The organism is Chitinophaga sp. Ak27 (assembly GCF_012726295.1).
Taxonomy (GTDB): Bacteria; Bacteroidota; Bacteroidia; order Chitinophagales; family Chitinophagaceae; genus Chitinophaga.
This window is the reverse complement of record NZ_JABAOB010000001.1, coordinates 1,095,368-1,119,448: the sequence shown is the minus strand read 5'-3', so window position 1 is coordinate 1,119,448 and position 24,081 is coordinate 1,095,368. Positions and strand designations below refer to the sequence as shown.

Annotated in this window: 17 protein-coding genes; 12 read left to right on the top strand and 5 right to left on the bottom strand. The window is 48.4% G+C overall.

The annotated features are described in order from the left end of the window. Positions 1-12 precede the first annotated feature (12 nt). The 3 genes from HGH90_RS04355 to HGH90_RS04345 all read right to left on the bottom strand — a co-directional run bounded on the left by HGH90_RS04355 (position 13) and on the right by HGH90_RS04345 (position 5,151). Positions 13-3,267, bottom strand: a complete 3,255-nt coding sequence (locus HGH90_RS04355; RefSeq protein WP_168763770.1) for a SusC/RagA family TonB-linked outer membrane protein — start codon at positions 3,265-3,267, stop codon at positions 13-15. 193 nt (positions 3,268-3,460) lie between these two features. Further along, positions 3,461-4,510 carry a FecR family protein gene (locus tag HGH90_RS04350; protein ID WP_168763768.1) on the bottom strand — a complete coding sequence of 350 codons (1,050 nt, stop codon included), beginning with the start codon at positions 4,508-4,510 and terminating at the stop codon, positions 3,461-3,463. Between the two features lie 80 nt (positions 4,511-4,590). Beyond that, positions 4,591-5,151: an RNA polymerase sigma-70 factor gene (locus HGH90_RS04345; RefSeq protein WP_168763766.1), complete on the bottom strand. Its 561-nt coding sequence runs from the start codon at positions 5,149-5,151 to the stop codon at positions 4,591-4,593. Positions 5,152-5,327: 176 nt separating this feature from the next. Between HGH90_RS04345 and HGH90_RS04340 the strand changes: the two genes are divergently transcribed. The 6 genes from HGH90_RS04340 (at position 5,328) to HGH90_RS04315 (ending at position 13,199) form a co-directional block, all read left to right on the top strand. Then, positions 5,328-7,136 carry a serine hydrolase gene (locus HGH90_RS04340; protein ID WP_168763764.1) on the top strand — a complete coding sequence of 603 codons (1,809 nt, stop codon included), beginning with the start codon at positions 5,328-5,330 and terminating at the stop codon, positions 7,134-7,136. 153 nt (positions 7,137-7,289) lie between these two features. After that, positions 7,290-9,065 (top strand): AMP-dependent synthetase/ligase, encoded by a 1,776-nt coding sequence (locus HGH90_RS04335; protein WP_169190472.1) that lies wholly within the window; start codon positions 7,290-7,292, stop codon positions 9,063-9,065. A 25-nt stretch (positions 9,066-9,090) separates the two neighbouring features. Then, positions 9,091-9,927: a helix-turn-helix domain-containing protein gene (locus HGH90_RS04330; RefSeq protein WP_169190471.1), complete on the top strand. Its 837-nt coding sequence runs from the start codon at positions 9,091-9,093 to the stop codon at positions 9,925-9,927. A 75-nt stretch (positions 9,928-10,002) separates the two neighbouring features. Then, complete coding sequence (locus tag HGH90_RS04325; protein ID WP_168763759.1) at positions 10,003-10,950, top strand: nitrilase family protein; 948 nt, start codon at positions 10,003-10,005, stop codon at positions 10,948-10,950. Positions 10,951-11,058: 108 nt separating this feature from the next. Next, positions 11,059-12,654: a Na+/H+ antiporter gene (locus HGH90_RS04320; RefSeq protein ID WP_168763758.1), complete on the top strand. Its 1,596-nt coding sequence runs from the start codon at positions 11,059-11,061 to the stop codon at positions 12,652-12,654. Between the two features lie 29 nt (positions 12,655-12,683). Next, positions 12,684-13,199 carry a hypothetical protein gene (locus HGH90_RS04315; protein ID WP_168763757.1) on the top strand — a complete coding sequence of 172 codons (516 nt, stop codon included), beginning with the start codon at positions 12,684-12,686 and terminating at the stop codon, positions 13,197-13,199. Here the strand turns inward: HGH90_RS04315 and HGH90_RS04310 are convergent. Next, complete coding sequence (locus HGH90_RS04310) at positions 13,196-13,651, bottom strand: hypothetical protein (RefSeq protein ID WP_168763756.1); 456 nt, start codon at positions 13,649-13,651, stop codon at positions 13,196-13,198. The genes HGH90_RS04315 and HGH90_RS04310 overlap by 4 nt on opposite strands. Before the next feature lie 139 nt (positions 13,652-13,790). Between HGH90_RS04310 and HGH90_RS04305 the strand changes: the two genes are divergently transcribed. The 5 genes from HGH90_RS04305 (at position 13,791) to HGH90_RS04285 (ending at position 22,508) form a co-directional block, all read left to right on the top strand. Continuing rightward, positions 13,791-14,678: a LytTR family DNA-binding domain-containing protein gene (locus tag HGH90_RS04305; protein WP_168763755.1), complete on the top strand. Its 888-nt coding sequence runs from the start codon at positions 13,791-13,793 to the stop codon at positions 14,676-14,678. A 146-nt stretch (positions 14,679-14,824) separates the two neighbouring features. Then, positions 14,825-17,575, top strand: a complete 2,751-nt coding sequence (locus tag HGH90_RS04300; RefSeq protein WP_168763754.1) for a carboxypeptidase-like regulatory domain-containing protein — start codon at positions 14,825-14,827, stop codon at positions 17,573-17,575. A 17-nt stretch (positions 17,576-17,592) separates the two neighbouring features. Beyond that, complete coding sequence (locus HGH90_RS04295) at positions 17,593-18,873, top strand: parallel beta-helix domain-containing protein (RefSeq protein WP_169190470.1); 1,281 nt, start codon at positions 17,593-17,595, stop codon at positions 18,871-18,873. Between the two features lie 15 nt (positions 18,874-18,888). Next, positions 18,889-19,950 (top strand): SO2930 family diheme c-type cytochrome, encoded by a 1,062-nt coding sequence (locus tag HGH90_RS04290; protein ID WP_169190469.1) that lies wholly within the window; start codon positions 18,889-18,891, stop codon positions 19,948-19,950. A gap of 158 nt (positions 19,951-20,108) precedes the next feature. Next, positions 20,109-22,508: a TonB-dependent receptor gene (locus tag HGH90_RS04285; protein WP_169190468.1), complete on the top strand. Its 2,400-nt coding sequence runs from the start codon at positions 20,109-20,111 to the stop codon at positions 22,506-22,508. Positions 22,509-22,580: 72 nt separating this feature from the next. On the opposite strand, the gene HGH90_RS04280 is transcribed toward HGH90_RS04285, so the two are convergent. Continuing rightward, the gene (locus HGH90_RS04280; RefSeq protein WP_168763749.1) at positions 22,581-23,054 is read right to left on the bottom strand and encodes a hypothetical protein; all 474 of its coding nucleotides are present in this window, start codon (positions 23,052-23,054) and stop codon (positions 22,581-22,583) included. 56 nt (positions 23,055-23,110) lie between these two features. On the opposite strand from HGH90_RS04280, the gene HGH90_RS04275 reads away from it, so the two are divergent. Then, positions 23,111-24,067: a DUF6528 family protein gene (locus HGH90_RS04275; protein WP_169190467.1), complete on the top strand. Its 957-nt coding sequence runs from the start codon at positions 23,111-23,113 to the stop codon at positions 24,065-24,067. Positions 24,068-24,081: the final 14 nt, after the last annotated feature.

Genomic DNA, 24,081 nt, shown 5'->3' with positions numbered 1-24,081 from the left:
AACAGGAAGAAATTAAAACTGTACCATCGCACCAAAGGTGTAGGTCTTTGTTTGCGGATAGGTAACATAGTTGCCGCTGCTTACGCGCTCAGGATCCAGTCCGGGAAACTTGCTGATGGTAAATACATTGTCGGCGGTGAAATATACCCGGAGCGATTTAATACCCACCTGTTTCAGCATGGGAGCAGGTAAGTTATAGCCCAGTTGTACATTCCTCAAACGCAGGAAAGACGCATCTTTCAGGAAATAGGTAGATGCATAATTCTGTACGGGTTGATAACCATCTGCTACATAAATCTTAGGCATCGTGTTGGTATGGTTCGTTGGCGTCCAGCGGTCTCTCCACGCAGTGGTCGGTACAGAGCCTTGTCTGAAAGGTTCTATACCCCAGCCGTTCACATAAATTTTTTGTCCTTCGGAGGCATACAGTTGGGCACTCAGGTCAAAATTTTTCCAGGAGGCGCCCAGGTTAATGGCATACTGGAAAGAAGGGTATTTCCCTTTGATGTAAGTGCGGTCTTTATCATCAATCACGCCATCGTTATTGATATCTTTTATTTTCAGATCGCCAGGAGTAGGCGTGACAGGCTGTTTGGGCGATTTGGCGATTTCATCTGCACTCTGGAAAATGCCATCCCAGGTGTACAGGTAAAATTCATCCAGCGAATGGCCTTCTTCCCGGATAGTGGTGCCACTGATTTCTCTTTTACCAAATTTCTCCAGCGTGTTTTTATACGCCTGGAAGTTACCGCCTATATACCAGGTGAAATTTTTCCCGATGCGGTCATTATACTGTACGCTAAATTCCACACCCTTGTTTCTTACAGCGCCGTTGTTGATAACAGGTGGTTGTAATCCTAACCACAGCGGTACTTGTGAGGTGCGGAGAATATCAAAAGTATACTTGTTGAACCAGTCGGCGGTAAAGCTGAGTTTATTATTCAGCGCGGTCAGGTTCAATCCAAAGTCCAGTACCCGCGTGGTTTCCCAGGAAAGTCCCGGATCAATGATCTGGCGGCCATTGAAGCCTGTGGCAATGCTGGTGCCAAATACATAAGGGGTATTGTCGAGGGTGGACTGATACGGGTAAGTTCCAATATTCTGATTACCTAACTGTCCCCAGGAGGCCCTTAACTTCAGGTCATTGATCCATGACACGTCTTTCATAAAGGCTTCTGAAGACATTCTCCAGGCGCCGGAGAAGGAATAAAATAAACCCCAGCGCGTGTTGGAAGGCAGCCTGGAAGTACCATCGTATCTTAGGCTGGCGCCAAACAGGTATTTATCTGCGTAATCATAATTGGCATTCCCATAAAAGGAGCGGATACCCCATTGTCCGGAAGTTCCATTATTGGCCTGGCCATCTTTAGGACCGAAATCAAGCTCCCGTAAATCGTTGGTAGGAAACTGCGTACGGCTGGCGCCTAAGGTATCTGCTTTGTTCAGCTCTTGTTGATAACCGGCCAATGCGGATAGCTGGTGATCTCCGAATTTCTTCTTGTAGGTGAACTGTGAATAATACACGGTATAGAGATAACCCATATTGCCCACCGTAAGGCCGGGAGTACCGTCATCGAGTAAACCGGCGGGACTCATGTCGCTAAAGTAATAAGTAGGAATAGTAGGGCGGAAGTCATTGAATTTGTAGTTGTCGTAATTCATACCGGCCCTGTTTTCCCATCTCAATCCATCTACGATATCTACATCGAGCGACAGGTTGCCCTGTGCGTAGTAGTCGCTGGTTCTTACGCGGATATCTTCCTGTACAATGGCTACGGGGTTTTTGTTGCCCAGTTCATTGGAATAGGCCTTTTTGATCCACTTGCCATCTACAGAAGCAGGGTACAAAGGTGACTGTGCCAGTGCAGACAGGAACATATCGCCTGCCCCATTTTCTGGATATTTTCTGTCGGCATAACGCATTTGTACATTGGCGCCTACCGTAATTCTTTTATTAACCCTGGAACTCAGGCCCAGGTCGAGCGTATATTTTTTGTAGTCGAAGCCAATCAGTACGCCGGGCTGGGTGCTTATGCCTACGCCCAGGCTATAGTTGGTGTTGTCTTTACCACCGCTCATGTTCAGGTAATGATTCTGGGTATAAGCGGTTTGGAAGATATCGTTCAACCAGTTGTGGTTAGGATATTTAACACGGTCGGTGGCATTCTGGTAGAGGTCAATTTGCTGCTGGGTATAGAGCGGTGACAGGCCGGAATTGGTCCGCGCTTCATTCGACAACTGCATGTATTCAGCTGAGTTGGTAATGATATCCGGCAGTTTGGCGGCTTTGGAAATACCGAGGTTGTAGTTGTAGCTAAGCGAAAAACCTCCTTTCCCTTTTTTAGTTTTCACCACGATCACACCGTTGGCGCCGCGTGATCCGTAGATAGCAGCAGATGCCGCATCCTTCAATACCGATACCGATTCAATGTCGTTGGGATTGAGGATATTCATGTTGCCGGGTAGTCCGTCGATGATGACTAATGGATCATTGCCCGCGCCGCTGAAGGTGCTCACACCACGAATCCGCAGTTGTACATTTTCGTTGCCTGGCTCTCCCGATCCCTGGGTTACCTGTAGGCCGGGCAGTTGTCCTTGCAGGAGAGAGGCGGGGTTGGTGGCCACGCGTTTGTTGAGATCGGCTCCCGATATGGTAGCTACGGCGCTGGTGAGCTTATGTTTTTCCTGGGTGCCGTAACCTACTACCACTACTTCATTCAAGCCGGCCACATCCTCTCTCAGCGTGATGGAGAACTGGCGCTGATCGCCTACTACTACTTCCTGGCGGAGAAAGCCAATGGCAGAAATAACGAGGATGGCATTGTCTGGTACTTCCAGCGAAAACAATCCTTCCGGGGAGGTGAGGGCGCCCTGCGTAGTGCCTTTGATCTGTACGGTGATATTGGGCAGGGGATTCCCTTTTTCATCTACCACTTTCCCACTGATTTTTTTGCTGCGGATTTGTTCCGTGGCGTTTTTTAGCACCACCATATTGTTTTCCAGGATGCTGTAATGCAGTCCCGTTTGATGGGTGATTTCCTCGAGCACGGCCTTGATGTCGGCCTTTTCCATAGTGAGTGTTAGCTTGGGCAGCTTTTCTATATCGCTGTTGCTGTAGTAGAAAGTATAGCCCGATTTTTTTTCGAGATAACGGAATACTTTTTCTGCATCTGCTTTTACAAAGGAGAGCGACAGGTTGTTTTGTGAATATCCGGCTGCTGAAGCCTGGAAAAATAAAAAGAGTAGAACACCAGTAAACTTGAACATCAGTAGTAATTTACTTCCATTACATGGCACTACAAACGAAATTAGTTTGGTTGCTATTTTCATAACCTGTAGAATTCTTAGGAATACTTTAAAAAATGTGGAATATGGAATAAAATACCGGGAAATTCCGGGCATAGCTTTCCCACTAGGGAGGTCGCTCCCCAATCATGATAACGTGCATCATAGCTGGATTTTAGTTAATTGTTATGATATCGTCCTGGATGGAATATTTGAATGGTTGAATTTCCTGTAAAATGTTTAATAGTTTTTCTACGGACACGTTGTCGGCGCGGCCGGAAAACCGTGAGCCGGCCAGCTCCGGATCCCGGATAATGATTTTAACGCCATACCAGCGTTCCAGCCGGAGTGCCAGGCTTTGCAATGTTTCATTACGGAATATCAGCTGGTTATTTATCCAGGCTGTTTCCAGTACATGTGTGCTGTCGGCCGTTGAAATGGGCGACAACGGTTGACGTTCTACCGCCACGTTGCCGGCCTGCTCCCGGGCTACGCCTACATTTCTTCGGGAAGGCGCGGCCCCTGTATGCACAATTACTTTTTCGTTGGGAGCTACTTTAAGTCGCTGTTGTCCCTCTTTTAATATTACTTCCACCGCACCGGATATCACGGCCGTTTCTTCAAAATCTTCTTCTTTATACGAACGTACATTGAAAGAAGTGCCCAGCACCCGGATATCCATGGTAGCAGCATGAATAATAAAAGGCCGGTTGGCTGCATGTTTAATATCAAAAAATCCTTCCCCACTGAGGTATACCTCCCGCTGATGTTTATCCATTTTAGTGGGATAGCGCAGCGTGCTGCCGGCATTGAGCCAGATGGTACTACCATCCGGTAAGCGGATCTTTGTTCGCATTCCTGCGTCGGTACTCACTATTTTATACCCATTCTGTTTACCGCCATAGAGGTAACCCCACAGCGCGCCTGCACAGCCCAGCACGAATAAAAAGCCCATCAGCAATTTAAGCACCGGCCATTTGCGGCGTGGCGGCTCAGCAGCCGGAGGCTCCGCAGCAATTGCCTGCGTGACCTTATCCATCAGGCGCGCGGTAGCGTCGTCCTCGTCCTCAGCAGATTTTCTGCTGAACGAAAGCTGGTTTAGCATCCCCGACCGAAGCCAGTCGCCCGGATGCTGCAATAACAACTCATCCAGTTCTGCCTTTTCCTCATCGGAAATCTCATTGTTCCAATGCAAGGACAGTAACTCCCATAGCCGTTTGGTCATTTATCAAAAATATAATGATTCATGGATATGCTATAAAGACAACACCCAAACAAAAAACAATTAAGCGAAACGAAAAAATTTCAGGAGTAGGAATAGAGCAAGGTAGTGCCCAGGGATAGCCACATTTTTTTCAGGGCCAGGGTCATTTGTACATTTACGGTGGCTTTGGAGATATCGAGCAACGTAGCTACTTCTTCATAGCTAAGCCCTTCTTCTTTTACGAGGACGAATACCTGCCGGCAGCGTGGCGGCAACGACCGGATAGCAGCCTGTATAAGATCCAGGTGCTCTTTGCTGATCATAATATCTTCCGGATTGCGATGGTGGTGGCGGTTCACTTGTATTTCCCAGGCAGCATGATGAGCCTCGCGGCGCCCCTGGCTTTTCAGATAGTTCAATGCCGTATTTCTAACGGCTTTAAACAGGTAATAACGAACATTCTGCGGGCAGGCTACCTGTTGCCGTTGTTCCCATACCTTAATAAATACATCAGCTACAATCTCTTCTGCTTCTTCCTCATTACCCACAATACTGTACGCGAAATACCTTAATGAAGGCGTAAATGCCCTCATCATTTCCTTAAACGCGGAAAGATCCCCCATGACCCAAAAGGATGTGTAAAGCTGGTTGACGTTGATCATAGCAAAGTGTAAACTAAAGTAGCATTTCTTTTAATGCACGCAGTATGGTGAATTACCCATATGTAATAGTATATTACCTGAAACAGGCATTCCTCATTGGGCCTTTACTATATTTAAGTAAACATTAATGTAATTTTTGAATATTTCCAGTTAGATTCAGGGAATAATTATACTACATGACATTTTCATCCCTTAAGGGCGTAATCACCTCCCTTGTTTGCCTTGGATTAATAACAACTGCCCATGCGCAGTTATCAGACAGAATCAGCACCCTCTCCAGGCTGGAACCCGCGCTCACACAAATGTTAGCAGAAACCCATACCGCCGGATTCGCCATTGCTGTTGTTGAAAAGAATAAAGTGGTATATGCCAAAGGGTTTGGTTATCGCGACCTGGCCTCCAGGCTGCCGGTTACTCCTGATACCCGTTTTGCCATAGGCTCCTGTACCAAATCCTTTACCAGCGCACTGCTGGGTAATCTGCGGCAGCAGGGGAAAGTAGATTTCGATAAACCGGCTACTACTTACCTGCCGGCACTGCATTTCAATAACCCCGACCTCGACCACCAGGTAACCCTCCGCGATATGATGTGCCACCGAACCGGTTATTCCCGCTATGATATGGCCTGGTACCTGTTTGGCACCGACTCCCGGGATACGCTCCTGAAACGGATGTATTATATGAAACCCGATTTCCCCCTGCGCGCCCGCTGGCAATACAATAACTTCATGTTCATGGTGCAGGGCATGGTAACAGAGCAGCTCACCGGCAAATCATGGGAACAAAATATCAACAGCCAGATTTTTGAACCCCTGGGTATGCAGGCATCGTCTATCGGTACCGTGGCATTAGCGGCCGCCCCGGAACGCTCCCTGGGTTACGAAGTAGATGATAAAAGCAAGATCAAGGAAATGAAATACCATCCCATTACCGCTATGGGCCCGGCAGGCGCCATCAATAGCACGGTAATGGATATGTCGAAATGGCTGATCACCTGGATCAATGGAGGTGTCTACAACAAAAAAGAAATCATTCCCGCCGATTATGTAAAAGAAGCCCTCTCTTCGCAAATGGTGGTATGGGGAGGTTTGCCAGACAACAAATCTACTTATTCCCAGTTCCTCAACTACGGCTTTGCCTGGATGCTGTTTTCCTACCGCGGGCATTACCGCGTAGAGCATGGTGGCAATATAGATGGTTTCACTGCACTGACGGCCTTTTATCCTACCGATAGCATCGGCATCGTGGTGCTCAGTAACCAGCAGAATTCTGCCGTGCCTACCCGGGTAACAGACCTGGTTTCTGATCACCTGATGGGTATCAATACCACGAAAAGAGAAAAGCCCAAGCCTAAGCAGGACGGCGGCCCCGGACCGGAAAAAGATTCCGCGTTTACCCCGCACCCGGCTTCCCATCCTTTATCAGCATTCGCCGGGCAGTATAAGAATGATGCCTACGGGTATTTTGACCTCTACGTAAAAAATGATTCCTTATACGCCAGGTTTCCCTATATCACCTGGTACCTGTACCACGAAAACTATGACATCTTTTCCCCGTTCAATGCAGCCGACTCCGTGATCGATGTGAAATACAAATCCAATATGAGGGTACAGTTTCTTCTCGCCACCACCGGGGAAGTAGACCAGCTGCAGTTTTCCTTCGATCCCATTGGCGGACCGGTTATCTTCAACCGGGTAGGCCAAACGCTATACCTATCGCCGGATGTCCTTAAAAAATTTACCGGACAGTATAAGGGCGGAGACCTGTCTATCAGCGTTAAACTTGCTGCCAATAATGTGTTGCAGGTGTATGTACCCGGACAACCCACTTTCACGCTGGAAGCGGAAGACAGCCACCTTTTCCGGGTAAAGGAACTAAAGAATTATAAACTGAGCTTTGTGGAAGACGGGGACCAGGTGACGGCTGTAAAACTAATGCAGCCTAATGGCACATTCCGCGCGGACCGGGTAAAAGAAGAAAAGTGAAAATTCAGCTAAAGTTTAGCAGGGAATAATTATTTTTGGAAGCATGGACCGGGCATCAAACACCGGCCCAACGGTTATCACTGTAATCATCCGGATGAGCAGCACCTATACTTATTTATTATCGGTCAGGAGTCCACGAAACAATGTTATCATATGAACAGGTTATTTGATCTGGCCGCAGCGCAGGCCACCGCACGTCCCAACAGCATTATGCTTGCCTCAAAAGTAAATGGCGCCTGGCAAACCCTCACTTGCCGGGAAGTAATGGAACAAGCAGCCGCCTTTGCCGATGGATTACTGGAATTGGGGATACAAAATGATGAATTGCTGCCGGAGAAACAGGAAAAAATAGCCCTTGTGTCGCAAAACAGGCCGGAGTGGATTATCGCCGACCTGGGGGTTCAGCAAACCGGCGCCATACTCACACCTATTTATCCAACGATCAGTCCCACCGAGTTTGCACTGATCCTCAACGAGGCAGAAGTACGTATCATGATCTTCGCCGGTAAAGAGCTGTACGACCGCTTCCAGCCAGCATTTAAAGATATTCCTACACTTACCCACGTATATACATTTGATGAAGTACCCGGCGTAAAGCACTGGAAAACACTCACCGCTTCCCCGGCTGGCGCTGCCAAACGAAAAGCTGTATGCGACCGCATTGCCGGCGAAACGGTAGCTACCATCATCTATACCTCCGGTACCACCGGTACTCCCAAGGGAGTGATGCTCACCCATCGCAACATTGTGAGTAATGTCTTTGGCTCCATGCCTGCATTTTCGTTTGCCCGCAAAGATGATCGCTGCCTTAGCTTTTTACCGCTGAACCACATCTTCGAAAAAACAGTCACGTATATCTATATACAGGCAGGACTCAGCATTTATTACGCCGAAAGTATGGATACCATTGGGGATAATCTGAGAGAGATAAAACCGATGATATTTACCTGTGTGCCCCGCTTACTGGAAAAAGTGTACGAAAGGATTATGGGAAAAGGCATGGAGTTGAAAGGCATCAAACGGGCGCTGTTCTTTTGGGCAGTCGACCTGGGAAAACGATATGATAATATCCACCGGGGCAGCATTTTTTATCGTGTGCAGCTGGCCCTGGCCAATAAACTCATCTTCAATAAGTGGCGGGAAGCGCTGGGCGGCAGGGTAGACGCCATTGTGAGCGGATCGGCTGCTATGCAGGAAAAGCTGATCCGCATTTTTACTGCCGCAGGTATTATCGTGATGGAAGGTTATGGTTTAACGGAAACATCGCCGGTTATTTCTGTAAATCGTATCGAAAGTAAAGACCGCCGCATTGGCACCGTAGGTACGCTGATCGATGGCATAGAAGTAAAGCTGGCAGAAGACGGAGAAATCATTTGCCGCGGGCCCAATATCATGTTGGGCTATTACAAAAAGCCTGAACAAACAGCCGCCGTCATTTCAGCGGATGGCTGGTTGGCTACTGGCGATATAGGTGTTTGGGTAGAAGACAGGTTCTTAAAAATCACGGACCGGAAAAAGGAAATATTTAAAACTTCCGGTGGAAAATATGTGGCGCCCCAGGCCATTGAAAACAAGATGAGGGAAAGTCCTTTTATCGCACAGATGATGATCGTAGGCCCCGGCCGTAAGTTCGTGTCGGCACTGATTGTACCTGGCTTCGACCAGGTGCGGAACCGGCTGGCCAGCCAGGGGATTGCCTTGCCGGACAATAACCGGGAGCTGATCAAATTGCCTGCCGTCATTCAGCTGATCCAGGAGCAGGTGGACCGCTACAACCCACTCTTCGGACACGTAGAACAGGTAAAGAAATTTACCCTGCTCCCCGGCGAGTGGACCGTCGATAACGGCATTCTCACGCCCAAGCTCTCGCTCAGGAGAAAAGTGGTAGAGCAACAATTCGAAAAAGAAATAAACGCCATGTACGAATAAGCTGCCAGCTAAAGTCGCTGTATATTTGCATCGTTATATGCAGGTACCTCCATCCATAGCGCTATCTGGTTTTATTAAACACTACCTTTTCCTGGAAACGACCACGGAAGCGGTAAAGCAGCTCCGGTTATTTGCCGATGGCCATACCGGTTGGGTGTTTTCGTTTAAAGACCGGCTGATCCGCGGGTTTACCGCCGATGATACACCCGCTTATTTACCGGATAGCTTTGTATATGGGCAGGTAAACGCCTTCCGAGATCTATACGGCCATGGGCATATTTCCCTGATGATCGTGGTGTTTCACGCACATGCTGTCTACAGCCTGCTTGGCATCCCTTCCGGTGAACTCAAAGACGATATTTTACCAACAGCCGAGTTATTCGGCACTGCCGCAGAAACTTTGTATGACAGGCTACTGGAACAACCCGGTATTTCCGAAAAGATCCAGCTGGTGGAAGACTTTTTCGGTACGTGGTTGTCGGGGAAAAGTTTTCCGGTGCAGCCGCCCGTAATTGCCGCCATGCGCTTTATTGCCGCCAGCAAGGGCCTGGTGACGGTGCAGCAGCTTACTCAACTAACGGGATGCCACGAACGAAAACTGGAGCGGGCATTTACCGCCGGCATCGGCGTTTCTCCCAAGCAGTTTGCGGGGATTGTAAAACTGCATGTATTTCTCCGCTGCCTGAAAACATCGCCCTCCTCCACACACCTTACCTCCCTGGCGTATGATGCCGGTTATGCTGATCAGCCGCACCTGATCCGGGAGTTTAAAAAATATACCGGGCTTACCCCCTCTCAATACCGGCACCAGGTACACCCGCTGGCGGTTAACTTCCTGGCATTTCGGTCACCCGGTGCTTAAAAAAAATGCTTTTGTCGGATTTGTACATTTTTCGCAAAAAGGGAGCCATTAGTTTTGTGCTATAAACAAATAGCCATGAACAATATAAGCATTGCCACCGCACAGTTTGAGAACAAGAGCGGGGATAAAAGTTATAATCTCTCCGTTATCGAAGAACTGGCAGAGAAAGCTGCCGGCGAGGGCGCCAACGTTATTGCCTTTCATGAATGCGCCATTACAGGCTACACTTTTGCCCGGCATCTCAACAAAGAACAAATGCTGGAGCTGGCGGAATTTATGCCCCAGGGCTCCAGTATAACACGCCTTCAGGAGATAGCCGCCCGCCACAACATCGTGGTGCTGGCCGGCTTATTTGAGAAAGATGAGCAACAGCGCCTGTTCAAGACTTATGTATGCGTTGATAAAAATGGACTGGTAGCCAAATACCGGAAATTACATCCTTTTATCAATCCCCATCTTACACCGGGAGACGCCTATTGTATTTTTGAGATAGAGGGCTGGAAATGTGGTATCCTGATTTGTTATGACAACAATATCATTGAAAATGTGCGGGCTACCCGTTTGTTGGGCGCCGACATTATTTTCATGCCGCATGTAACGATGTGCACGCCTTCTACCCGCCCCGGGGCCGGGTTTGTGGACCCCGTGCTGTGGGAGCGGCGGAAAACAGATCCTACCTCCCTGCGACTGGAGTTTGATGGTATGAAGGGCCGCGACTGGCTTATGAAATGGTTGCCTGCACGGGCCTATGATAATGGGGTATATGTCGTTTTTTCTAACCCGATTGGTATGGACGACGACCAGCTAAAAAACGGTTGCGCGATGATAATAGATCCTTTTGGAGATGTGATCGCGGAATGCCGCACCCTAGGCAACGATATCATTACCGCTACCATTAACCCAGAAAAACTCGCACAGGCGGGCGGTTCCCGGTATATCAAGGCGCGGCGCCCCGATTTATACCGTGATATTATCGGACAGGAACATGCACCGGAACAAAAGGTGGTGTGGCTGAATAAATAATCAGCAACGAGCATCTGGCTTAGATACTATTATCTCCCGGAAATACAGTATTTTGGTTACACTGCCGGAGTAACCTTACCGGGAAATATGGTAAAAGCAAGTCGCCTTATGCTTACATTGGTCATCGAATATATCCTGCTCGTTTTTATTATCCTGTTTTTTGTTTTGCTGGCGCGGCAGCTGAAGATCGCCTACCCGATTGTGCTCGTGCTGGGCGGTCTCCTGGTGAGCCAGTTTCATTTTCTTCCTTCCATACAAATCAACCCGGAGCTGATCTTATTGATCTTCTTACCCCCTTTGCTATATGAAGCGGCCTGGTATACGTCGTGGAAAGAGTTTTGGCGGTGGCGAAGAGTGATTACCAGCTTTGCTTTTCTTATCGTTGTATTTACTTCGCTGGTGGTGGCGGTGGTATCGAAGGCGTTGATCCCCGGATTTACGCTGGCACTGGGCTTTCTGTTAGGTGGCATAGTTTCGCCCCCGGATGCAGTGTCGGCCACTACCATCCTGAAATATGTAAAAGTACCTAAGCGGATTTCTGCGATACTGGAAGGAGAGAGTTTGATGAATGATGCCTCCAGTTTAATTGTATTCAGCTTTGCCCAAACAGCGGTGATGACGGGCGTATTCGTATTCCACGAAGCGCTGGGCAGCTTTGTGGTGGCCATAGTGGTGGGAGTAGCCATTGGGCTGGCGGTTGCAGTGGTATACTATGGCATTCACCGCTGGTTGCCTACCAGCGCGCAAATGGATGTAGTGCTTACCCTGACGGCGCCCTATGTAATGTACATTGCGGCAGAATCGCTACATGGCTCCGGCGTACTGGCGGTAGTCAGCGGGGGCCTTTTCCTCTCCTCCCGCAGCATGCGCATCCTAAACTACCGCAGCCGCCTGCAGGGCGCCAATACATGGGCTACGCTGGGATTCCTGTTGAATGGACTCGTATTTATGCTCATTGGGTTGGAGCTGCCTGTTATTATCCGCGAGCTGGGAACTGTGAGCATAGGCGCCGCTATTAAATATGGATGTATTATTACCGGCGCCCTGATTGTAACGCGCTTGTGCTGTACGTTAGGCGCTTCTGTGTTCACCGTATTTATCAGTCGGTATATTACCACTGCCGACAACCGTCCGGGCTGGAAAGGCCCCGTCATTATTGGCTGGGCGGGCATGAGGGGTGTGGTGTCGCTGGCGGCGGCCTTGTCTATCCCGGTGTTGATGAACAACGGCCAGCCTTTCCCGCAGCGCAACCTGGTATTGTTTATCACGTTTACAGTGATCCTGCTCACCCTGGTGGTACAGGGGCTGACTTTACCCTTGGTGATCCGTTGGGTGAAGATGGAAGATCCCGACAAGGTATGGTCTACCGAAGAGCAGGAAGAAAAGATCCGCGAGGCGCTGGTGGATCATAGTATTCAATACCTTGATGCCCATCATACCGGTGATATGCAGGCCATTGTGGAGCTCCGGGATCTGCGTACAGACCTGGCCACCGGTAAAGCAGTTGCCATCCGCCACAAACGGCCGGGTATGGACCGTGAGGGATATAAGAATGTATTCCTGAAAATGCTCGATCATCAACGCCATGTATTACATGAGCTGAATAAAGACCCGCATATGGACCACGAAATTATCCGGAAATACCATGAACTGGTGGATATTGAAGAGGAGTTGCTGAGGATGAAGTGGGAAGAAAGCGAATAGAACTCCCGCATAAATTGTACCTTGCCGGCATGAGAATGAGTCAATATCTCCGGCAGGGAAAGTCTGAAAACTACCAGGACGCCGAGGCGAAGGGATTGCTGAAAGCCGGTGAGGTAGCGGCCTTGCTGTCTAAACGTTTTAATAGGAAGATCGCAGCAAAGGAGCTGGAAGTCTTTGCTTCGGAGTGGCATCATGCCGGCGTATTTAAGCGGACAGCTTCCGGTAAGCTGGGTGGGCGCCGGGTTTACTTCTTTTCCGCCACCGATATCGATCGTATCTCCCTGGAGAAAATACAGGCCAACAGGCTGGCCGCTGCCAGCAAGCCAGCACCTGATACCCGGGTGGTACAGGGTTGGTATCCCCAGTTTTTTCGTATGACCGATCCTGCTACCCGTAAAACTTTTTCCAAACCTTTTATCGGGATCTATAAAGGACGGGCCGACAAAGCGCCTAAAGGGTTTACGCCATTGGAGGATAAAGCTTTTGCTGCGGCAGAAATGCAGCGGGGTAAAGCGCTGAAGCCGGGGGAAGTGCCGGTTTTTTAAGGTTGTATTACTTTTTGTCGTATCTGCCGGTATTGTGCGGTAAACAGATCAGGCGACAGCCGCTTTTCCAGCAGCAGTAATATTTCTTTGTAGGGTCGTTTTAGAAACATGCTACGGGTAATCGTCAGCTTTTTATCACCGTAAAACAGGGTAACCTGTGGCTCCATAAATTTTCCCGCTTCCATCATTTCTACTTTGTAAATGTCGCCCCAGGGAGCATGATGGGCGAGCCATCCACCGGTAAAGTTCAGCGACTGTTCGGAAAAGGTAAGTTTCAGCCGGGTATAGGCAAACATGGACCAGGCCAGGAGCAGGCTCGCAAACGTGATAAAGATAAACAGCGGGGATTCGTTGATCTGGGAAATGGCATAGCCGGTCATGGCCAGCATCACTACACTCATGACAAGGCAGGTGATTCTGAAAAAAGTGGGTATCCGGAATTCCCTGTTCATTTACGATTGGTTTAAATCTGCCTGTAAGATAATATCTAATATATTTGCGTCCTCAAAAAATACAGTTGCCGGAACGAGGATCCGCTGCATCCCGATTACAGCTTTTTTACTTATCTTAAATGAAGAAATCATCCACGATATGAAAAGCATACCTACTTTGCCACTGGTGTCGAAATATGTTGCAGAGCAACCACGCTTTACTTTACTGGATTCCGTTACCAACAGGATAGTCCTGGTTGTTTTTTGCAGCATTTTCAGTTTCCTGTTCATGTATATTTTCCTGCCATTTAATATTAATATCTGGTATGAAGGGCAGCACCTGGCGCTGATGCCCCTGTTCCTCATTTTTACTTTGTGTGGGGTAGCTGTGCTCTGTATCACCCAGTTTGCCCTGGCAGGCTGGAAAGTGCGCCGGAAGTTAACCAATGCCACCTACGGTTGTTGGTTTTTGGGAGAAGTATTGCTGGTGTCGCTGCTGGTTACCATCGTAAATGTGTCTATCACGGATACTTTCTTTTTTACCTGGACAGAATTTGTGAATACCCTCCGTTATACTTCCCTGATTTTTCCATTGCCTTACTGCATAGCCCTGCTTTGGTTTTTTACCCGGGAGAAAATAGCCCAGCTCAAAAGCCTGGAAAAAGATAAAGAACAGGTAGGGGAGAAAACGGAAGAAAATTGTATCCTGATCCGCGATGAACATGATAAGCCCGTGTTGACCCTGCATCCTGGGAAACTGCTCCTGGTAAAGGCAGAAGATAATTATGTACAAGTATATTACCTGTCGGGTAACCAGGTTTGTAAAGAGCTGGTGAGAACGTCCCTGAAGAAACTGGAAGGTTATTTATCGCCCCGGCATTTTGTGCGGGCACACCGTTCTTACCTGGTGAATATTACCAAGGTGGTGCTTTTTAAGAAAAATACAAAAGGGCATTACCTGGAGTTGGAGGGATTACATGATTTCCCCGTACCGGTATCTGCTACCTGTTTGCCGGTGTTCCAGGAACGATTCACCCCCGCGGCCTGATTTCTACCCCTAATAGCCCCATTTTCGCCCCAAAGTCTTACCTGGTAACACTTCCCCTTTCGGTATTTTATTAATATCGCTCTATCACACATGACCTTTCATTGCCAGTAAAAATTAACAACCAAGCCATCTAAATCGTTCTGCCGATGTTTAAATCCACTTTTATAAGTATGGTTTGCCTGTTCGGGTTACAATTTGTTGCTACCGCACAGATTGTCATTTCAGGAAATGTTCGGAACAGCGTTACCAAAGAAGTAGTACCTGTAGTATCTGTTACCATGAAAGAAGCCCCCAACGGCGACTATACCAACGACCAGGGGAATTTTAAGTTCTCCACGCGAAAGACATATCCTGTTACCCTTATACTGTCATCGGTTGGTTTTGAAACAAAGGAGATCACCGTTTCCGGCCCCGGTTTCCAGCGGGTAGAATTATCACCTGCCTCGGTATTAGGGAAGGAAGTGGTGGTTTCTGCCAGCCGCTTTGTACAAAAGAAAATTGAGTCGCCCGTAACCATCGAAAGAATTGGTACCAAAGACATCATCAACTCCCCGCAGCCCAGCTACTATAACATGATCCAGGGCCTTAAAGGAGTAGACGTGACTACTTCCAGCCTGTTGTTTACCACCATCACCACCCGCGGCTTTAATACCAGCGGTAACACCAACTTCACCCAGATTGTAGATGGGATGGACAACCAGGCCCCGGGGCTCAACTTTCCCATAGGCGCTATCATCGGGTTGACGGAGCTGGATGTCGATAACCTGGAAGTACTCTCCGGCGCCTCTTCCGCGCTGTATGGTTCCCGCGGATTAAACGGTACCATGGTGATGACCGGCAAAGATCCGTTTAAATACCAGGGACTCAGTGCCCAGATCACCCAGGGCGTGAACCATGTAAAAAAGGGGAAGTCTAACGACCCGTTGGGACCCTCGCCTTATTACGACTGGACCGTGCGTTGGGGAAAGAAAGTAAGCGATAAGTTTGCGTTTAAGATAAATGTGCAGTACACCCAGGCGAAAGACTGGATGGCCAACGATACCACGAATACCAATGGCCCCGGTGGCCCGCGGCAGGACCCTAACTACAATGGCGTAAACATTTACGGCAGTAAAACCTCCGCAGACATTAACCCCTTCCTGGAAGGCGCTCTGGCGCAGGTGCCGGAATTGGCGCCTATTATCAACCCCATGCTCGCAGAAGGAAGTCATTATGTGGCCCGCACCGGCTACCCCGAATATGGTTACCTGAGCAGCGATGCTAAAATGTTCAAAGCCAACGTAGAACTCCGCTATAAGATAAAGCCTAAGTTGGAAGCTATTTTATCCGGCACCTACGGCCAGGGCAACGCGGTATACAGTAATGATACCCGTTATGCACTGACCGGCTTTCACCTGGGCCAGTACCGGGCGGAATTAAAGGCCGAGCACTGGTTTGTTCGTGCCTATACCAGTCGCGAAAACTCCGGGCACACCATCATTGCCATGCCTACTGTGCAACTGATCAATGAAGCCTGGAAGCCCAGCTACAATGCCAATACCGGCGATGGTTGGTACCCGCAATATACCAGCGCTTTGCTGGAAGCTATGTCGCAGGGCAAAAGCTACCTCGATGCCAGCAATATGGCCAGGGTATTTGCAGACCAGGGCCGGCCAGACGTCGGTAGTCCCCGGTTCCTACACCTGAAAGACAGTATCTCCAATATCCCGACATCAAAAGGTGGTACCCTGTTTACCGACCGGAGCCGCCTGTTCAACACCGAAGTACAATACAACTTTACCCACCTGGTAAAATTTGCCGAGCTGATTGCCGGGCTCAACTACCGCCTGTACCGATTGGACTCCAAAGGCACCTTATTCCCCGATAATGATGCCCCGATCGATGTAGCAGAATACAGCGCTTATGCCCATCTCACCAAAAAAGTAATACACGATAAACTCAGCCTGGCAGCAGCATTCAGGTACGATAAAAATACTTTGTTTGCCAAGCCACGTATCACTACCCGGGTATCTGCCGTACTGGAAGTAAACAAGGAAAGCTTTATCCGCTTCTCTTACCAGAACGCCTATAGCTTCCCTTCCAATATCCAGTCGCTGCAAAGCACCCTGATAGACTACAACAGCTTCGCTTCCGGGGGCTCCGACCGATTACTGAATGGCGTGTATCATTTTGATAAATACCCGGCTTACACCCTGAGTAGCGTAGACTCTTTCCAGCATAGTAAAAATCCGGCCGACCTGAAACAGTTTCAGCTGAAAGATATCCGGCCACAATCCGTAGATGCATTTGAGTTAGGCTACTCTTCCCTGATTGCAGGCAGGGTACTAATTGATGTATTGGGATATTACTCTACCTGGAAGAACTTTATCGGCTATGTAAACGTAGCCAATACGCCGGGAACCGATGATCCACAGGCATTCCTAGACCACAGCAAATATATTCAATACAATATCGCTTACAATGGCGCCGAAAAAGTAAATACCTATGGCTATGCGGCCAGCGTGAGCATTGATTTCTCCCATCACTTCCTGGGAAAGGTCAATTTCTCGTCCGACTTCCTCAAGAACCGGAACAACAGCCAGGTAAATAATTTTAATACGCCCAATTATAAGTTTAATATAGATTTTGGTAACACAGGTTTTGGTAAGAAAGAACGTTATTCTTTCAATACTACCTTCCGTTATCGCCCGGCTTATTTCTACCAGATAGGCTTCGGAAGCGGTACCGTGCCGGCATCTGCGGTGATCGATGCCCAGGTGAGTTACCGCCTGCTACAAGCGCATTCCACCATCAAGCTGGGAGGTACCAATCTTACCAATACCTATTACAGGAACGGCTTTGGTAGTCCTGCTATTGGCGGTATGTACTACATCACTTTTGCATACAATGTTTTCTGATAATAAAAATAAATTACATGAAACGATACACACACTACCTGTTGTTGTTATCCTTACTGGCGGCCTGCAAGGGTCCGGAAGTAAAAGATGCCGGAGATGCCGGCGGTTATAAGAAACAGCTGAGCTTTGGTCCGGGAGACGAAACAAAAATAGCGGAAGCATTACTGACGCTCACCGACAGCAGTAACATTACCCTGAAAGAGGGACTGTACAAATTTGACAACTTGAGCATTGCGCAGCTAAAACATATCAAAATACAGGGTGCTGGCCCGGATAAAACGATCCTGGACTTCTCGGCGCAAAGCCAGGGTGGGGAAGGTATCCGGGTTACCGACGTAAAAGGATTTACCATTGATGGTCTTACACTGCGGGATTCCAAAGGCGATCTGATCAAGATCAACAAAAGCGAAAATGTGGTGATCACTAACCTGCATGCCGTGTGGTCGGTATCAGATTCCACTACCGGTGGATATGCTATTTACCCGGTAATGTGTAAAAATGTGCTGGTAGAAAACTGTTATGCGCAGGGTGCTTCCGATGCCGGTATTTATGTAGGGCAAACCGATAGCGCCATTGTACGTAAATGTAAAGCATATAAAAACGTAGCCGGCTGTGAAATAGAAAATACTTCGCACGCAGAAGTGTATGACAACGAGTTTTGGGGAAATACGGCCGGTTTCCTGATTTTCGACCTGCCGGATTTATCTAAAAGGGGCGGTTTTGTAAAAGCATACAACAACTATTTTCATGATAACAACGAACGTAATTTCGCCAAATCAGGCAGCTTTGGCTCTACGTGGGGGGTTGGTAATGCGGCTCCCGGCAGTGGAGTGGTGATTTTGGCGGCATCTGATATCGACCTTCATCATAATCGTATTATCAACAACAACTCCAGCGCTATTTCTGTAGTATCCGGATTTTTTATCGATGAAAGCGCGGGATCAAAAATCAATGATCATTATTTCCCGATTCCCCGTAACGTGCATATCCATGATAATACTATGGAGGTGGGCGCTGCGTTTCCACCGGCCGTTTACGAGCATCATACCGGTAAAATACTGGTAGGTATTGAGCAGCAGCTGAATGCGATGGATCCGTCCCGCAAAAATGCCCGTTTACCGTTTATTACTTATGATGGTATTACGACCAATGTGCTCACAAAAGGTACGGCGGTAAACCCTGATTCCCTCTGTATTCAGCAGCAGGGTCCTAATCTATTTGTGAATGTGGATGCGCTGAATATGAAATCGAAGAACTGGCATCCCAGCACGGATGTGACACCTTATGTTTGTAAATAAATTTTTCTTAGAGAGATGAGGAAGCTTTGCTTATTGATATTGTGTATAATACTATGGCTGGCCGCCGTGCAGAGTTGCCAGCAACGCCCGGCGCCTGCTGCGGTGGCCGGGCCGTTTCAATTTAAAGATAAATTGTCGGACTACGGCTTTTTCACCGGTGCCCTGAAAACACTCACACCCCGCAAGGGTGTAGTGAATTATGAGTTAGCCACACCGCTGTTTACCGACTATGCAGTGAAAGACCGTTTTGTAGTAGTGCCGGCAGGAAAACAAATCCGTTATACCGATCACGGTGCACTGGATTTTCCTGATTCTACTTTCATCGTTAAAAACTTCGCGTACACCAGTCCTGCACACGAAAAGGTGATGATAGAAACCCGGTTGCTATTCAGGGATCCGGCCGACCATCAGTGGAAGGTAATGAATTACCTCTGGAATAAAGACCAGCAGGACGCGGCCAAGTGGATACTGGGTAAGAAAATTCCCATTACTTTCCTGGACGATAAGGGGCAGGAGCAGTCGACCGTATACCAGATGCCTAATACCAACGATTGTAAACGTTGTCATATCAACAACAGCGTGCTTACGCCCATTGGGCCCAAGGCGCGCAACCTCAATTATGTACGCCATGGGCAAACGGCCAATCAATTACAGGAGTGGGCTGCCAACGGGCTACTAACAGGTATGCCTGTCCTGGATAAGGTACCGCAGCTGCCCGACTGGAAAGACAGTGTGCACTTTAGCGTGAGTCAGCGCGCCCGGGCCTACCTCGATGTAAACTGTGCCCATTGCCATACCCAGGGTGGCGATGCCTATAACACCGGTCTATTCCTGGAATATGAACAAACGGGAACCGACCACCTGGGAATGATGAAATCGCCGGTATCGGCGGGTGGCGGCGCCGGCGGCCTCGATTACGACGTAATCCCCGGCGATGCACAACACTCCATCCTGGTATACCGGATGAATAGCATTGAGCCTGGTACGGCCATGCCGGAATTGGCCCGTACGGTGATTCATAAAGAAGGGGTGGCGCTGATCCGGCAATGGGTGAATGGGATGAAGCCAGAACGCTAACTATTTGGATTTCAATGAAATAGCGAAAGTCGCCTGTACACAGGCGACTTTTTTGTGTTTTCCATTTTTCCGTTTTTTTCCCGATTGCGTAAATCATTTTCCCGATCTGATACCTTTAACGAACTGAATCACCGCAACTTTGCGAAAAATATAAGTAGTTGAAGCATTTATACTTTATTCTCAGCCTCGTTTTAATAAACCTTACTGTACTGGCGCAAAACGGCACCATCAAAGGAAAGATTACCTCTGCGGATGGCCAGCCAGCCGGCTTCGTAACCATCGGTTTAAAAGACACCAAAAAAGGCGCCCTCACCGATGAAGAAGGTCAATTTATCATCAAAAATGTAAAGCCAGGTAATTACGTCCTGGTGGTTTCCTATACCGGTACTAAAACCCTCCACAACAACATTACCGTGGCTGCCGACGAGGTAACCGCCCTGCACCTGGCCCTGGAAGCAACTTCCAGCCAGCTGAATGAAATTGTGGTAGATGGTACCCGGACTCGCACCATCAATAAAAAGCCAGTGAGCATCGGTAAATTACCAGTACCCGTGATGGACCTGCCCCAGAGCGTGGCCATCATCGGGCATGAAGTGCTGGAAGACCAACAATCCCAGCGCATGAGCGATGTGGTGAAAAATATCAACGGCGTATACATGGCCTCCACCCGCGCAGGTACCCAGGAAGCTTTCAACGCCCGCGGATACGCCTTCTCTTCTACCAATATGTTCAAGAACGGCGCCCGCGTGAATGCCGGTGCTATGCCGGAAATGAGCTCCCTGGAAAGAATAGAAGTGCTGAAAGGAAGCGCTGCTATCCTCTATGGAAACGTAGCGCCGGGAGCAGTGATGAACATGGTCACTAAACAACCTAAATTCAACTTCGGCGGAGAGATAAACCTCAGAGCCGGTAGCTTCGGACTCCTGAAACCCGCTTTCGATGTATATGGTCCTATCTCCAAAAAAGTAGCGTTCCGCGTAAACGGTACCTTCGAAACCGCCGACAGCTACCGCGACCAGGTACACTCCAAACGTTATTATATCAACCCCTCCCTGTTGTTTAAGTTGAGCGACCGCACCGAATTAGTGGTACAGGCCGACTACCTGAAACACGACTTTACACCGGACTTCGGTATAGGCTCTATCTCCGATACAGCCATCATGAAAGTGCCACGCAATACTTTCTTTGGGGAAAGCTGGCAATATGCACATACCCAGCAAACGACTGCCTCTGCTAATATCCGTCATAAACTGGGCAAAGGCTGGTCGCTCAACGGTATCGTGTCTTACTCCAAATACCAGCGCGATTACTACGCCATAGAAAGAATACAAATACAGTCCGACGGTAAGTTCAGACGCCCGCTAGGCAGAAATGCTACTAACGAAGACTATTATTCCGGTCAACTGGATCTTACCGGTAAAGTAAGAACGGGTTCCCTCGAACATACTATCCTCGCCGGTGTGGATGCCGACAGATACCTGACTGGCACCTATGCTTACGGCGTACCAACTGTATTGCCGGGTACTACCGGTATCTACGACAGTATCAATGTATTTGACCCGGCTAAATATAACCGCAGAACCGATCTGCCAACCTCCACGCTCACTACCGTAACTAATGCTCCGATCAACAGAGTAGGCGTATACGCTCAGGATCTCATCAGCATTTCAGAAAAACTGAAAGTACTGGCTGGTCTGCGTTATTCTTACCTGCAAACAGAAGGTACAGTGGCATATGATTTCAAAGGAGGTAAAAAAGTAGGTGACGGAAAATATGATCAGGCATTTTCACCCCGCTTGGGTATCGTTTACAAACCAGTAGCCAATACAGCCATCTTCGCCAGCTACTCTACCTCCTTTACGCCAAATACCGGCCTGGATGTGGATAGCCAGACATTGAAACCTTCTATCATCAGTCAATATGAGGTGGGTGTTAAAAACGATTTCTTCAATGGCTTACTGTCTGTAAACGTAACTGCTTATCGCATCCGAAATAACAACTATGCACAAACAGCGCCTTACCTGAAAGATGGTGTAACGCCTAATAACAATACCACTATTAAAGCACTGATTGGGGAAACCCTGAGCCAGGGCGTGGAACTGGATATCGCCGGCCACCCGCTGCCAGGACTGGATGTAGTAGCCGGTTACAGCTACAACAACATGACCATCGAAAAGACCTCTGGTCTGAAAGGTAGCTCTATAGAAGGAGAACGCCTTGTAGGCAACCCTAATCATACGGCCAACGCCAGCGCCTTCTATACTTTACAACAAACTAAACTGAAAGGACTGAAATTTGGTGCAGGATTCTATTACATTGGTCAACGTTACGCCGGTTGGAACAATACTGTCGGTCAAACACAAAAATTCAGCCGCCTGATCTCTGTACCTGGTTTCTCCACTCTCGACCTGAGCGCCGGATACAACTTCAAACGTTTTGCCGTAATGGCCAAGGTGTCTAACGTTACCAATACTTACAATTACTACGTACACGAAAACTATAGCATTAACCCGATACCGCCTACCCAGTTTACCGGAACGGTATCCTATAAATTCTAAACTGAATTAAAAACGCGACAGCCGGTTCTTTAAAAGAGCCGGCTGTCGCATTTTATAGAAGATGTCAGTAAGCTATTTACATTCGCCGGCTACCAGCGGAATGCTATCAAACTTCAATTTATCGTTATCCAGGTTAAAAACCGGTTGGCCCAGGCGGTCTATGCTTTCCGGCAGGGCTTCATAGGCATGTTGGCCTGAAATCTTAAAAATAGCAGGCCTGGAACTTTCCACCCCTTCACTGAAGAAAGTATACTTACCCCGGATAATCCCGTTGTGCAGTACGCCATTGAATTTACCGGTGTTTTTATCTTTCTCAAAGAAATTATAAAGGAGCGCGCCGGTGGCTACGCTGTCGGAAAAGGAGATGCTAAGCTGGATAGTATCCCTGCCTACCGCTTTGGTGTAACAATGCGTGGTGTTTTTTTCTTCAGCAGGTGCAGCGGTAGTCAGTGTATCCGTTGCCGTAACGGCTTGTTTGGATGCCTGTTGCTGGCAGGATATCAGGATGTCTGCTGCCAGTACCAGTAAGATGATAGGTGTTTTCATACCCTTAAATTAACACTATTTTATTTCCCGGAAAGAAATTGTAATTATGTGGCATCATGAAAAAACTGATCTGCTCCTGGTTATGCTGCCTGCTGGCGGTTACCTGCTTTGCCAAATATGAAAACCCATCTGATACCGCATCTACAGTGGCCAGCTGTCGCAAATGTATAGTGGTAGCGGAACAATCGCAACATCGTATCGTGATTGTAAATGTCACTACTGGGGCCATGATCTGGGAGTGGAAACCGGAATTATCCAACATCCAGCCGGCGCACGTTAAATGGTTCAGCAATCCCAGCGATGCCAAAGTGGTGTATAATAATCAATATATTTTAACCAATGCCTCCGGCGGGGGAGTAGCCCTTATCCGCATTGCGGACAGGAAAACCGTGTTTTACGCCTATGCCGGCGGTAATACGCATTCGGTGGAGCTATTGCCTGATGGTAATATTGTGAGCGCCTCCAGTACCGGCAATTACCTGATGCTGTTCAGAACCGATACCTTGCGCTATCCCGATGGCGTATATACGAAAAAGATTCCCGTGGCTTTTGGGCACAACGTGGTATGGGACGCCACCGGCAAACGCCTCTGGACTGCCGCCATGGATACTATGCACGTATTCCGCTATAACTTTAACTGCCAGGCCCCCGACCTGACGCAGGAAGCAGCGGTGGCCATCCCCGGAACGGAAGCCCATGACCTGTTTCCTGTATATAGAAAAAATAGCTTATGGCTTACGAACACAACCAACGTATATACTTTCGACATAAAAACCCGTAAAACCTCGCAGGCGCCGGTATTACAACACGATATTAAAAGCGTATCCTCCGGACCGGCCGGCTACCCGGTGCTGCTGGTAAAACCCAAGGAATCGTGGTGGACCGACGAAGTAATAGATGCCGGCGGGCATACTGTCTTCTCCCAAAAAGGCTGGAAAATTTATAAAGCGAGATGGGTATTGCCCAATACCTTCAGCTATCCCGCCGGTGATCAGTTGCATCTTTGCCGCTAACGCGCGCCAAATTT